Source organism: Mucilaginibacter gossypiicola (genome assembly GCF_900110105.1).
GTDB classification, from domain to species: Bacteria; Bacteroidota; Bacteroidia; order Sphingobacteriales; family Sphingobacteriaceae; genus Mucilaginibacter; species Mucilaginibacter gossypiicola.
Window position 1 is genome coordinate 33,308 of record NZ_FOCL01000001.1, and the last position, 14,185, is coordinate 47,492.

At 40.8% G+C, this 14,185-nt stretch carries 6 protein-coding genes; all 6 read left to right on the forward strand.

Translation table 11 applies throughout. The features are described 5' to 3' along the window. The first annotated feature begins 65 nt into the window (after positions 1 to 65). The 6 genes from BMX50_RS00080 (at position 66) to BMX50_RS00105 (ending at position 14,010) form a co-directional block, all read left to right on the forward strand. A complete protein-coding gene (locus tag BMX50_RS00080) occupies positions 66 to 1,100 on the forward strand; it encodes a DUF4097 family beta strand repeat-containing protein (RefSeq protein ID WP_091205945.1) in 1,035 nt (344 codons plus the stop codon). Positions 1,101 to 1,302: 202 nt separating this feature from the next. Further along, a complete protein-coding gene (locus BMX50_RS00085) occupies positions 1,303 to 3,723 on the forward strand; it encodes an ABC transporter permease (RefSeq protein WP_091208462.1) in 2,421 nt (806 codons plus the stop codon). A gap of 123 nt (positions 3,724 to 3,846) precedes the next feature. Then, a complete protein-coding gene (locus BMX50_RS00090) occupies positions 3,847 to 6,264 on the forward strand; it encodes an ABC transporter permease (RefSeq protein ID WP_091205947.1) in 2,418 nt (805 codons plus the stop codon). Between the two features lie 125 nt (positions 6,265 to 6,389). Next, the gene (locus BMX50_RS00095) at positions 6,390 to 8,858 is read left to right on the forward strand and encodes an ABC transporter permease (protein ID WP_091205950.1); all 2,469 of its coding nucleotides are present in this window, start codon (positions 6,390 to 6,392) and stop codon (positions 8,856 to 8,858) included. A gap of 102 nt (positions 8,859 to 8,960) precedes the next feature. Next, complete coding sequence (locus BMX50_RS00100; RefSeq protein ID WP_091205952.1) at positions 8,961 to 11,357, forward strand: ABC transporter permease; 2,397 nt, start codon at positions 8,961 to 8,963, stop codon at positions 11,355 to 11,357. A gap of 238 nt (positions 11,358 to 11,595) precedes the next feature. Beyond that, a complete protein-coding gene (locus tag BMX50_RS00105; RefSeq protein WP_091205955.1) occupies positions 11,596 to 14,010 on the forward strand; it encodes an ABC transporter permease in 2,415 nt (804 codons plus the stop codon). The last annotated feature ends 175 nt before the right edge of the window (positions 14,011 to 14,185 follow it).

The following is a 14,185-nucleotide window of genomic DNA, read 5'->3' on the forward strand; positions in this document are numbered from 1 at the left end:
TTCACGCCAATGCAACATATCTGCCAAAGTGTTGGTCTTGTATATATAAACCAAAGATCATTATTATGAAAAAGTATTTACTCGTGTTATTTGTAGCCTTTGCAGGCAGCAGCGCTTTTGCTCAAAATAACTGGAAAACACCATATTTAACCAAATCATTATCCGGCCAGTCAATTAAAGATGTATTTGTGAATACATCTGGTGGCAGCATCACGGTAAGCGGCGCTTCGGACGAGCAGCCGAGGGTTGAAGTTTTTATCCAGGGAAACAATGGTAACAGCGATTTACCGAAAGAAGAGATCCAAAAGCGCCTCGATGAAAATTACGATCTTAAAGTAGATGTAAGCGGCGGCGAACTGCACGCATCGGCAAAAAACAAAAAGAATAACATGGATTGGAAAAGGTCACTAAGCATTTCTTTCCGTGTTTATGTGCCCGGCAATGTCGCAACCACCCTGAACACAAGCGGCGGCAGCATCCACCTTGATAATTTAACTGGTTCTCAGCAGTTTGAAACCAGTGGCGGTAGTTTGCATCTTGATAAAATTACCGGCACTATCAAAGGTCGTACATCTGGCGGGAGCATTCATGTAAGCGATTCGAAAGAAAGTATCGATCTGCAAACCTCAGGTGGCAGTATTGAAGCCCGTAATTGCATGGGGCATATCAGGCTGGAAACCTCTGGTGGTTCATTACATTTAGATGGTTTAAAAGGTGATATCAAAGCTACCACCAGTGGCGGCAGTATCAGCGGTAATAAAATTGACGGTGATTTCATTACTGGTACATCAGGCGGCAGCATTAACCTTACCGATTTGTCATGCAGCCTTGATGCTTCAACAAGCGCCGGCAGCTTTCATGCGCAGTTTGTAAGCGTTGGTAAATCTGTTAAAATTGATGTTAGCTCGGGCCATGTTGATCTGCAGTTACCATCAAAACAAGGCCTTAACCTTGACGTGCGTGGCGACAAAATAGAAAGTAACCTTACAGATAACTTCTCTGGTAACAAGGATAAAGAAAGGGTAGAAGGTAAACTTAACGGTGGCGGATCTCTTGTTGAAGTAAGAGGTAACGGCCGTGTTAATCTTACGGTAAACTAATATCAGTGTAAAGAATATTACAAAGGCCTGTTGCTCAAATAGCGACAGGCCTTTTGCATTGCCTGAAGTGTATCATAACCGAACACATGGTGTTACATCTTCGTACAGTTTTATTAAGAAATAATTTGCAACTAATTGATAATTAGTGCTTTTATTTATTGGTATGCATTTTAAAACCATTGAACAGGTTAATCGTACACTTATGTTCAAAAACTACATCAAAACCGCCTGGCGAAGCTTAAGGCGGAATAAGATATTCTCCTTTATTAATGTGTTTGGTCTGTCTGTGGGCTTAGCTTGTTGTATGCTTATTTGTGCCTATGTATATAGTGAATTAAATTATGATCAATATCCGGCACAAGCCAAACAGATGTACCGCGTTGGTTTGCGCTCCATTGAAAATAATGGAGTAAGCGAATATCCTTTGGTAGATATATCGGTAGGGCAGGGTATCAAAAATATGTTTCCTGAAGTGCTTGAAACTACAAGACTTGCCGGTCGTGGTCCGGTTTTTATAAAATATAACGACAGGCAGTTTAAGGAAGAGCATGTACAAATGATAGATGCTAATTTCCTGCGACTGTTTTCGATACCATTGATTGATGGGGATGATAAAACCTGCTTTACTGAACCTAACAGCATGGTGATCACCCGGGCCATGGCTACCAAGTATTTTGGCAATCAGGAAGCAGTTGGTAAATCGGTCACTATAGATAGCAAGCCATATAAAGTAACAGGTGTAATTGACAAAATACCTGATGATTCGCACTTTCATGGGGATGCGTTTTTGAATATGGCTCCCTTTGTTGACCATGCAAAGGAAAGCTGGATCAACATTGGCTTTTTTACCTATATCGTATTAAACAAAAATGCCGATCCTAAAAAGCTGGAAGCTGCTTTCCCTGAGATGGTGAGGAAATTTGTAGTGCCAGAGATAGCTCATGATATGGGTACAAGCGTGGCAGAGGCAAGTAAATCTGTTAATACCTTTCTGTTTTATTTACAGCCACTAAGTGCGATACACCTGCACTCAGCAACTAAATACGAGCTGGAGCCTAATGGCGATATTCATTACGTTTACATCTTCGGCGCATTGGCCGCTTTTATATTGATATTGGCCTGCATTAATTTTACTAATCTTTCAACGGCAAGTTCAGCTAAACGTTCAAAGGAAGTGGGTATCCGTAAAGTGCTTGGTTCTGAAAAAAGCGGGCTTGTTTCACAGTTCCTCACGGAGTCGGTTATGCTAACCTTTGGGGCTTTATTGTTGGCATTGGGTATAGTATACCTGCTATTGCCATTGTTCAATAATTTAGCCGGAAAACATATTGAGATCGGCTTCTTCTTATCGCCTAAAGCATTGATCATCCAACTGTTCACAGCTTTTGTAGTTGGTGTTTTAGCGGGCATTTACCCTGCTTTTTTCCTTTCTTCATTCCAGATCATCAGCGTATTAAAAGGCAATGGTGCTACCAAAGCCGAAGGAAAAGGAACATTGCGGAGTGGGTTGATCATTTTCCAGTTTGCCGTATCAACAGCGCTTATTATATCAACATTTGTGGTATACCAGCAATTGCACTACATGCAAAATAAAAAGCTGGGTTATGATAAAGACCAGGTGCTGGTTATAAATGATGCCTATCCTTTAGGCCATAATATCGATGCCTTTAGAAATCAGCTTTTACGTAATCCGCAAGTGTTAAATGCCACTATATCAAGCAGTGTGCCTGGTAAATCAAGCGGTATAGATGGCACACAAATAGATGCCAAAGAATTTGATGATAAAGGAGGCCATGCCGAGATCCATACCAACATTTACCATGTTGATGAAAGTTACGTGCCCACCTTAGGTTTAAAGTTGATAAACGGGCGTAATTTCTATCCATCTTTTCCCGGCGATTCTATGTCGGTCCTGGTTAATGAATCGTTAGTGAAAGGCTTGGGATGGGGTAGTGCAAATCCTATTGGTAAAACCATAGTACGCTCGGCTCGTACACAATACACTGTTGTGGGCGTGGTGAAAGATTTTCATTATGCTTCAGCCAGGCAAAAAATTGCGCCATTGATGCTGCTATCGGGGCATAGCACGGGCGCAATTATCTTAAAGATCAAAACTGCAGATGTAAAATCACTTATCGGCAACATTAAAACCGAATGGGATAATTTCAGATCTGAAGCACCTTTCAGCTATTCATTTCTTGATGAGCAATATGCTTCGCTTTACGCATCTGAGCAGCAAACAGGGGAAATATTTACGGTATTCTCATGCGTGGCACTGATCATTGCCAGTTTAGGTTTGTTTGGCCTGGCTGCCTTTATGATCAGGCTCCGGGTTAAAGAGATCGGAATCCGCAAGGTGCTGGGCGCATCAACCGGGAGTATCACGGTTATGTTATCGAAGGAGTTTTTGAGACTGATCGTTATTGCATCAATCATTTCATTCCCGGTAACATGGTTTGCCATGAATAAATGGCTGCAGGATTTTGCGTACCGCATCAGCATACAATGGTGGGTGTTTTTATTGGCGGGTGCCATAGCGTTGCTGGTGGCTGCCATAACTATAAGCTTTCAATCGGTTAAGGCGGCTTTGGCTAATCCGGTTAAAAGCCTGCGAAGTGAGTGATACGTTCATTGGTTCACTTGTTCATTCGTTCATTAGTGAACGCGGGACAAGTTTAAAAGCTTGGATAAATGATATGCTTATACCAATGAACGAATGAACAATTGAACTAATGAACCAAAAATCATGATAAAAAACTATTTACGCAGTGCCTTTCGCAATATTGCCCGGCACAAATTTATTTCGTTCATTAATATATCGGGCTTAACCATTGGGTTAACCTGTTGCCTGCTTATTTTAACTTACATAGTTAAAGAGCTTAGCTATGATAAGTTTAATCATAACGCCCCTAATATTTACAGGGTAAGCCGGAGTTTTAACACAGCCGACGGTATTGTTAACCTGCATTTGGGTGCCGTGGCGCCGCCATTTGGTCCGCTGCTTAAAAACGAGTTTTCGGATATCAAAATGGTTACCAGGCTGTTCCCTAACGGAGATGTGGTTTTACGCTATAAGGAGAAATTGTTCACTGAAATGGGATCATATTTTGCCGATGAAAACTTTCTTAAATTCTTCGATCTGAAAACTTTGGCCGGTGATCCTAAAACAGCCCTCAGCGAACCCTATACGGTAATGATGACCGAGGAGATGGCACACAAATACTTCGGTAATGAAGACCCTATAAACAAGGAGATCAGGCTCGATAACCAGTTTAACTTTAAAGTTACCGGTATCTTCAAGCCATTCCCCGCTAATTCGCAAATGCACCCACAAATGCTGATGTCGTTCAATACACTGAATGATGACAAGGTTTATGGCAGAAATGCATTGAGAACCAATTGGGGTAATAATTCATTTTTTACCTACCTGTTATTGCCCGATAATTATAATATTGATCGCATCAGTTCACAGTTTCCGGCTTTCATAGATAAATACATGAATTCTCCGGGGCAGCCACGCCAGTCAAAATTCACCCAGCTGCATATTCAAAGGTTCCTGGATATTCACCTGCACTCGCACCTTGACGACGAGGTAGAACAAAACGGGGATATAAAAAGAGTTTATATATTTTCGGCTATCGCCTTGTTTATTTTGCTGATAGCTTGTATCAATTACATGAACCTGTCTACTGCACGTTCTACCTTAAGGGCTAAAGAGATAGGGATCCGTAAGGTGATTGGTGCACAGCAAAAGGAGATCATTACCCAGTTTTTAAGCGAATCTGTATTGGTGACTTACTTTTCGCTGGTACTGGCCCTAATCCTCACCTGGGTTTTGCTACCGCTTATCAACCGATTTTCTGAATTAGGATTATCGATCGATAGCTTGTATCAACCGGTAATTTTAGCGTCGGTATTATTGCTGCCACTTGTCATAGGGCTCATCAGTGGCATTTATCCGGCTATTTTTATGTCGTCGTTTAAACCCATAAAAGTGTTAAAGGGGATCCTTAAAGTAGGATCGGGCAACATTTCGTTTCGTAAAGTATTAGTAGTTACGCAGTTTTCAATTTCTATTATCCTTATTGTTGCTACTACTATAGTTTTCCAGCAGTTAAGGTATATCCAAACTAAATCATTGGGCTTTAATAAAGATCATTTGTTAACAATACCGGGTATCCCGGCTAATCAGTTTGAAGCTTTTAAAGCTGATATACTCCGTGATCCGGCGATAAAGGACGTTGCCCGCTCGTCGCGTATCCCATCCGGACGATTATTGGATGATCAGGGCGCTTCTGTTTTTGATGGCGATAAACCACTGCCCGTTAAAGCCGATATCAAGTGTATCAATACCGATTATGGCTTTATCCCAACCTATGGTATCAAGATGGCAGCGGGCAGGAATTTCAGTCGCGATTTTGCTACCGATAGCAATAATTTTGTGATCAACATAGCAACAGTAAAAGTGTTAGGTTGGAAAACTCCCGAGAATGCTATTGGGCGGGATATGAGCTACGGTAGCACAAAAGGAAAGATAATTGGTGTGGTTAATGATTTTCATTTCGAATCATTACACCAAAATATTGTTCCGTTACTGATGGAGATGCCATCATTTGCAAATAACAATTACGGCAAGATTTCGATTAAAATTGGTGGGAGCAACACCGATGCGGCATTGGCAACTCTACAGCAAACCTGGAAAAAATACCAGCCTGAAACACCTTTTCGATATACTTTCCTGGATGAGCGCTTTCAAAGATTATATAACAGCGAACAACAGCAAAGCCATCTATTCACCATATTTTCTTGCCTGGCTATATTCATAGCCTGTTTAGGTTTATTCGGGCTTTCGGCTTTCACCATATCGCAACGGGTAAAAGAAATAGGTGTACGCAAGGTACTTGGTGCCAGCATCCCGCAAATTGTTACCGAGTTATCGAAGGACTTTTTGAAGCTGGTGATCGTAGCAGCGGTGATTGCCCTGCCGATTGCCTGGTACGCCATGAGCAAATGGCTGCTTGATTTTGCCTTTAGGGTGAGCATTCAATGGTGGGTATTTGTAATGGCGGGTGTAATTGCACTGATCATCGCTTTTGCAACCATAAGCTTTCAATCTATAAAGGCTGCAATGGCTAATCCGGTTAAAAGCCTTAGAAGTGAGTGATCATTGAGTCATTCGCTTTGCGTCATTAAGTCATTTTGATTAATGCAAAGAAAAAACGGCTTATTGATATAATGATTCAATGAAAAAAATGACTTAATGATTCAATAACCTAATGACCAATAAAGATGTTTAAAAACTATTTTAAAATTGCATTGCGTAACTTTTGGAGGCACAAGTTTTTTACCTTCATCAATGTTATCGGTTTAGCTATCGGCATCAGTTCGGCACTGGTTATTTACCTGATAGTACATTTTGATTTTACATTTAATCAAAATTTTGATAATGGCGATCGGATTTACCGGGTGGTATCAAATTATACCTTTTCGGGCGAAGAAGCGCATAATCGCGGTGTTTCGGGCCCTGTGCCGGAAGCGGTAAGAAATGGAGTGAGTGGGGTAGAACTTGCTGCACCATTTTTCTATTTGAATCAACCCAATGTATTTATCCCCGAAAAAAGGGGCGTTCCTGTTAAGTTTAAACTACAGGATAATGTGATCCTTGCGGATGGCCGGTATTTCAGCATGTTTAAATATAATTGGCTTGCAGGCTCGGCTAAGACTGCTTTGAATGCTCCCAATCAAACAGTGCTCACTTCTGATCAGGCAAAAAAATATTTTCCTCAACTATCATATAGTCAGATGATGGGCCGGGTAATCACTTATGATACGATCAGCGTAGCCGTCAGCGGTATTGTTGAACCATTAAAGGGCAACAACGATTTTACCTTTCATGATTTTATCTCCTATTCAACTGCTAAGAATAATAAAGCGCTTGCTGATGAGTTGAGCCTCACCAACTGGGGTGGTACCACTTCTTCATCTATACTTTTTGTTAAATTAGCTCCAAACACCACCGTAGCCAATTTTGAAAGGCAACTAAACCTTATCCTTAAAAAGAACAACCCGCCAAAACCCGAAAATAAGGGTAATACACGTAATTTTGCCTTGCAGCCTTTGAGCGATCTGCATTTTAATAGTATATACGGAACGTTTGATTCCGGTAATCCGGCTAATAAAACAACACTTTACGGTTTACTGGTTATCGCTGCGTTCCTGTTATTATTAGGATGTATCAATTTTGTTAATTTAACTACGGCGCAGGCTACCCAACGGGCCAAGGAAATTGGTGTACGTAAAACAATGGGTAGTAGTCGTGCCCAGCTTATCACCCAGTTTCTAAGCGAAACATTCATTATAACTCTTTTGGCCGTCATTATCTCGGTGGCATTGGCGCCCGCTATATTAAAATTGTTTAAAGATTTTATAGCCATAGGTATTAAGCTTGATCTGCTGCATCAACCTCATCTTTTTGTGTTTCTGTTTTTATTGACAATAGTGGTAAGCTTATTGTCAGGTTTTTACCCCGCCGCTTTGTTATCGGGCTACAAACCTGTTTTAGTGCTTAAAAATCAGGCCTCATCAAACACCGGTAAAACGCGTAATGCATGGCTGCGTAAATCATTAACTGTAACACAGTTTGTTATTGCTCAGTTTTTTATCATGGCTACCGTGCTCGTAAGCAAACAGATTCATTATGCGCTTACAAAAGACCTGGGTTTTAAAAAGGACGCTATCCTGATCATTAACTCTCCCTGGAAAAATCGCACGCTTAGTAAGAACCAGGTATTTATGAACAAATTAAAGGCAATACCGCAGGTTGAGTTGGTAAGCGCAGGTAAGGCTGCACCATCGTCAAACAGCACCAACTCAACAGAGGCTACTTATATTGATGGTAAAAAGGAGATGAAAATTGAGCTGTATGAAAAATATGGAGATCCTAATTACATCAATGTATATAAAATCAAGCTTTTGGCCGGGCGTAATATCCAATACGGTGACAGCACAAGTGCATTTTTAATCAATAACACGTATGCAAAACTCATAGGTTTTAAAAATCCTAATGATGCTGTTGGGAAATATATAGATAAGTTCAATGGTGATAAAAGAATGCAGATCATAGGTGTAGTGGCCGATTTTTATTCCGAATCGTTGCACGCGACCATAAAACCTACGTGTATCCATATCAGCAATAGCTACTATAACAATGGCACCTTTCATATAGCACTGAAGCCGCAAACCGCTGGCAGTGATGATTGGAAGAAAGCTATCGCGTCAATAGAAAAATCGTGGAAGGAGATTTATCCTGAAGATGATTTTCAATATGACTTTTTTGATGCCAGCATCGCTAAATTTTACGATGCTGAACAGCATACCTCAACCTTGCTAACCTGGGCTACTGGTTTATCTATATTTATCAGCTGCCTCGGCCTGTTGGGTTTGGCTATTTATAACACTAACCAGCGCACTAAAGAGATTGGCGTACGTAAGGTTTTGGGCGCAACCGTGGGGCAAATAGTTACCCTGCTTTCAACCGAGCTGGTGATGCTTATTGTACTGGCTTTTGTATTGGTAACGCCACTGGCCTGGTATGCTATGAACAAATGGATGGAAACCTTTGCCGACCGCACAACCATAAGCTGGTGGATATTTGTAGTAAGCGGCGGCGGAATGTTATTGACCGCATTGATCACTTCAAGTTTTCAAACCGTCAAGGCAGCGTTGGCTAATCCAACAAAGAGTTTAAGAAGCGAATAGTTCATTAGTTTACTTGTTCATTAGTGAACGTGGACAAAATCGATGAATAACATATATACACTAAGAAGGGTACTAATGAACAAGTAAACTAATGAACCACCTATGCTCAGAAATTATTTTAAAGTAGCGTTCCGTAATTTAGCTAAGCACCGTACTATTAGCATCATTAATATTTCCGGGCTTACTATCGGTATTACCGCAGCCGCCTTTATTATGCTGTGGGTACAAAACGAATACAGTTTTGATAATTATCACCCGGACGTTGATAATATCTACCGGATAAAAACGAAGCTAAGCCTTACTAAAGACGAAGTGTGGGACTGGGAGTCATCACCTTATTTGTTAGGCCCTGTTGCCAAACAGGAAATACCGGGTATAAAGAACTGCACGTTTCTGTGGCCAGGATATATGATAACAGTACATCGTAATAACCAGCTGATATCCGAAAAAAAGTATGCATATATAGATGCCAATTGGTTTAAGGTATTCCATTATGATTTTGTTGAAGGTAGTGCCGATAGCTTTTCAAAAAATCCATTCAGTTTAATCCTCACGCAATCAACAGCAAAAAAATATTTTGGCAACGGCGATGCAGTTGGTAAGATGCTGAAGGTTGACTCAATGAACTACCAGGTACAGGCAGTTGTTAAGGATAACCCGGCAAACTCAAGCTTTCAGTATGATATCCTGATTCCTGTTGAAGCTAAACTAAGCGATGCCCATGAAAAAAGCCAGGCAAGCAATTGGGGCAACTATAGCGGGCTTACATTTTTGAAACTGCAACCGGGAGTAAATGTTAAGAATGTAGGCCAAAAGCTAACCCAAATTATCAGGAAAAATAACAAGGGCAGCGAAAACACAACCATGAGTGTAATCGGCCTCAAGGATATCCATTTTGAAAGCGGTTTGCTAAACTCATCATTTGAAAACGGCAATTTGAAACTGGTTAATATCTTCCTGGTCCTGGCTTTTTTACTTTTGGCAACGGCGTGCATTAATTATGTAAACCTAACTACTGCAAGGGCGAGTGTACGTTCAAAAGAGGTAAGTGTGCGTAAAATTGTAGGAGCCGGCAGGAGGCAGCTTTTTGCGCAGTTTATGTCCGAATCATTGGTTGTAAGCTTCCTGTCATTATTATTAGCTATTTTATTTATCCAGATCTGTTTGCCCTGGTTTAACCAGGTTACAGAAAAGCATTTTGTACAGCCACTGGCATCCGGCGCAACGTGGCTGATATTGCTGGGTACATTGGTGGTTTGTTTTGTTTTTAATGGTATATATCCTGCTGTACTATTGTCGTCATTTAAGCCGTTGAGTGTTTTTAAGGGCAGGGCATTATTGAACTTCAAGGATGGCGGTATTCGCAAAACCCTGGTTGTTTTGCAGTTTGGTATCTCGGTGATGCTTATCATCAGCACAATGATCATTTATCGCCAGCTTAATTTTATGAAAAAAGCAGATCTGGGATATAATCGCGAGCATGTTTTTGTAATGACCATACCCTGGCAGGTGCTCGGGCTTAACGATAAAATAAGGGAATCGAAATTGATAAGTATTGCCAATGAATTAAGGCAGCAAAGCGCGATAGGTGAAGTCTCCCGCTCGGCTAACGATGCCTTTTTTAATAATAGCAATAAAGTTTCAGGATCGATGGATTGGGAAGGTCGACCAGATGATTATAAACCTTCTGTATCTACTATATCGGCCGACGAAAAGTTTCAACACATACTAAGCCTCAAAATGGCTCAAGGGCATTGGTTTGATAAAAATGGCTCGGATCAGCATAACGTGGTTTTAAATGAAACAGCGGTAAAACAGCTTGGTATCCATAAACCGGTAATAGGTCAGCGGTTTAAGATCAACGGTGATTCGGGTATTGTTGCCGGTGTGGTGAAAGATTTTAACTTCAGGAGCCTTCATGAAAGAATAGGCCCCATGGTTATTAATAATCATACAGATTGGGCCCGTAGTTTTTATATCAAAACCACTCCCGGTAATACAGCAGCAGCTATAAAGATAGCCCAAAACGTGTGGAACGAATTTGTACCGGATCAGCCGTTTGATTATAGTTTTATTGATGATGGTTACAATAAACTTTACCATGCCGAACAATGTTCGTCAACACTCATTGCAGCTTTTGCTATTATAGCTGTTGCAATATCAGCCATGGGTTTGCTTGGGCTTGCCGCCTTTGCCGCCGAGCAACGTGTAAAGGAAATAGGCATCCGTAAAGTGCTTGGTGCCAGTGTTCAAAATATCATCCAACTGTTATCGGCAGAGTTTTTAAAAACGGTAATAATAGCCAATATTGTAGCTTTTCCGGTGGCATGGTACATGATGAATAAATGGCTGCAGGATTTTGCATACCGAACAAACATTGCCTGGTGGATCTTTACTGTTGCTGCATGTATCGCACTGTTGATAGCCCTGATAACAGTGAGCATCCAATCTGTCAAAGCTGCATTGGCCAACCCGGTAAATAGCTTAAGGAGCGAGTGATTTTTGAGGCGAAAGGTTAAAGGCGAAAACCAAAAGGTTGAGGATAATCTATGAAAGCGTCCGATATTTGAAAAATATTGGACGCTTTCACCTTTCACCTTTCACCTTTCACCTTTCACCTTTCACCTTTCACCTTTCACCTTTCACCTTTCACCTTTCACCTTTCACCTTTCACCTTTTAACATAATTTAACTACTCATTTAAAGGGTTTTGCGTATTATCGTATAAAGTATTTGGTATGATAAAAAACTACTTTAAAATAGCCTGGCGCAACCTTTGGAAGCATAAGTTTTATACGTTTATCAATATGTTTGGCCTGGCGCTGAGCATTGGTTGTAGCGTTATACTTTTTCAATTTATTACCTATCATTTGAGTTTTGATACTTACCACCATAATGCCAAACAAGTATACAGGGTTGTTCATCGGTTAACTGCCTTCGAGGGTGCTCCGATATATGACCAGGGAGCTCCTTTAGCTTTGGCCCGGGATGTAAAAGCAAACGATCCAAGGGTTAAAGATGTAGCCGCATTACTACGGATGCATGATATCAATGTAACTATTCCCCAAAATGACGGTGCCGGCAAGAAAATGTTTGCCGAACACGAAAATATAGGCATAACCGATGGTCACTTTTTTAACTTGTTCGATTATCAATGGGAGCAGGGCAATAAAAACACCGCTCTTATTGAGCCAAACACAGCTGTTCTAAGTCATGGACTGGCCGAAAAATATTTCGGTACTCAGGATGTTATTGGTAAAACTATTAAAGTTGATAATAAAAATGTTTTTACGATAACAGGCGTTGTAAAAGATCACCCGGCAAATACCGATATCAAGTCAGATGTATTTCTTTCTATATCAACACTTAAGAATATTTACCCGGACGTTTATACGCCTATGTATAACGATTGGAATTTTATTAATTCAACCAATTCCATTTACGTTGAACTCAAAGATAGGATGAGTGCTGATGTTGTTGAAAATGATATAAACCAGTTCAATGTGAAGGCACAGGGTGCGGCAGAAGCCAAACCATACCACTTTATGATGTTGCCGCTAAGCGAAGTACATTTTGACGGCCGTTTCGCAGGTGTTATCCAACGGTCGTTATTGGTAACCCTGGGCGTAATTGGTTTGCTGCTTATTATTATAGCTTGTGTTAATTTCATCAACATGGCTACAGCGCAAAGCTTTAAACGGGCGAAAGAAATTGGCACCCGGAAAGTTTTGGGTAGTTCGCCGGGGGCTATATTTATCCAGTTTATTTCCGAAACCTCGTACATCGTAGTTTTTGCCGCGTTGTTATCATTTGCAATGGTGATGGTAGCTATACCTGTTTTGAACAGCTGGCTGCAAACTCAACTAAGTTTTAACTTTTTTACCGATTATAAGCTTGCAGTTTTTATAATAGCAGTTTTAACCATTATCATATTAGCTGCCGGTTCATATCCTGCGCTGATATTAAGTCGGTTTAAGCCAGTAAATGCCTTGAAAAACCAGGTTGGCGGGAAAACGCAGGCAGCGGGCTTTACCCGTAAAAGTTTAATAGTGGTTCAAAATATAATAGCACAGGTGCTAATCATCAGCACGATATTAATAACCATGCAGGTTAAATACCTTAAAACAACAGACCTCGGTTTTAATAAGAATGCCGTTATAATGTTGCCCGTTCCTAATAACGACAAAGGCAAAACTGATTTTTTGCGTGATCAACTGTTGGCTGATCCTGCAATAAAAAGTGTTTCTTTTTGTTATCGGGCACCATCTTCAACCGCAGATAAAGGAGGCTCTATTAAATTTGACAGCCGCGACTGGGAAAAATTTGTTGGCTATACCCAAATAGGCGATGCCAGCTATGTTAAAACTTTTGGACTGCAATTGGTAGCAGGGCGCAATATTGTTGAAAGCGATACCGCCCGCGAATACCTGGTTAATGAATTGTTGGTAAGCAAGTTGGGGCTTAAAGATCCGCAACAGGCTCTTGGAAGGCGGTTCACTGCCGGCGATCTATCCAACAATCCGGGGATTATAGTAGGCGTGGTTAAAGACTTTCATGCAAAATCATTGTATACAGCTATCGCTCCCGAATACATTTCCACGCTTAGAAAAGGCTACCAATACGTAGGTGTAAAAATTGGTGCGGGCAACCCTTCAGCCGTTATCGATCGCATAAAAAAAGAGTGGCAGGCCGTCTATCCTGATAATGTATTTGAATTTCGCTTCCTGGACCAACAAATAGCCGATTTTTATCAAAAGGAAGATTTGCTAAATAAGCTGATCACCTCAAGCGCGGTAATAGCCATTTTTATCAGCTGCCTTGGTTTGCTTGGCCTGATATCGTTGTTAACGCTTCAGCGTACCAAAGAGATAGGCGTCCGGAAAGTACTCGGTGCATCGGTAATCAATATTACCAGGCTGCTTTCTGTTGATTTTCTGAAATTGGTTCTTGTAGCTGTGGTGGTAGCATCACCTATTGCGTGGCTCATGATGAGCAAATACCTTCAAAACTTTGCGTACCGGATAGATATTCAATGGTGGGTATTTGTACTTGCTGCTTTCACGGCTTTACTGATTGCATTTATAACAGTAAGTTTCCAATCCATTAAAGCGGCAATGACAAACCCGGTTGAAAGTTTAAAGAGCGGTGAGTAGTGGTTGGAGTTAGAGATTAGTTGTATAATGATATAAAGGTTAGGATTTGAATATCTTGGCCTTTTTTGTTGTAATGCTGAAATGACACCAGTAAACTTTGCTCTTACAATTGCAAAGTATTCGCCTGCACCAAAAGCCCAATAAAATTCTAAATCCGAAATCGAACATCCGAAAT

Coding starts and splice junctions, on each gene's coding strand:
- BMX50_RS00080 (WP_091205945.1), top strand. CDS start 66: ATGAAAAAGTATTTACTCGTGTTATTTGTAGCCTTTGCAGGCAGCAGC.
- BMX50_RS00085 (WP_091208462.1), top strand. CDS start 1,303: ATGTTCAAAAACTACATCAAAACCGCCTGGCGAAGCTTAAGGCGGAAT.
- BMX50_RS00090 (WP_091205947.1), top strand. CDS start 3,847: ATGATAAAAAACTATTTACGCAGTGCCTTTCGCAATATTGCCCGGCAC.
- BMX50_RS00095 (WP_091205950.1), top strand. CDS start 6,390: ATGTTTAAAAACTATTTTAAAATTGCATTGCGTAACTTTTGGAGGCAC.
- BMX50_RS00100 (WP_091205952.1), top strand. CDS start 8,961: ATGCTCAGAAATTATTTTAAAGTAGCGTTCCGTAATTTAGCTAAGCAC.
- BMX50_RS00105 (WP_091205955.1), top strand. CDS start 11,596: ATGATAAAAAACTACTTTAAAATAGCCTGGCGCAACCTTTGGAAGCAT.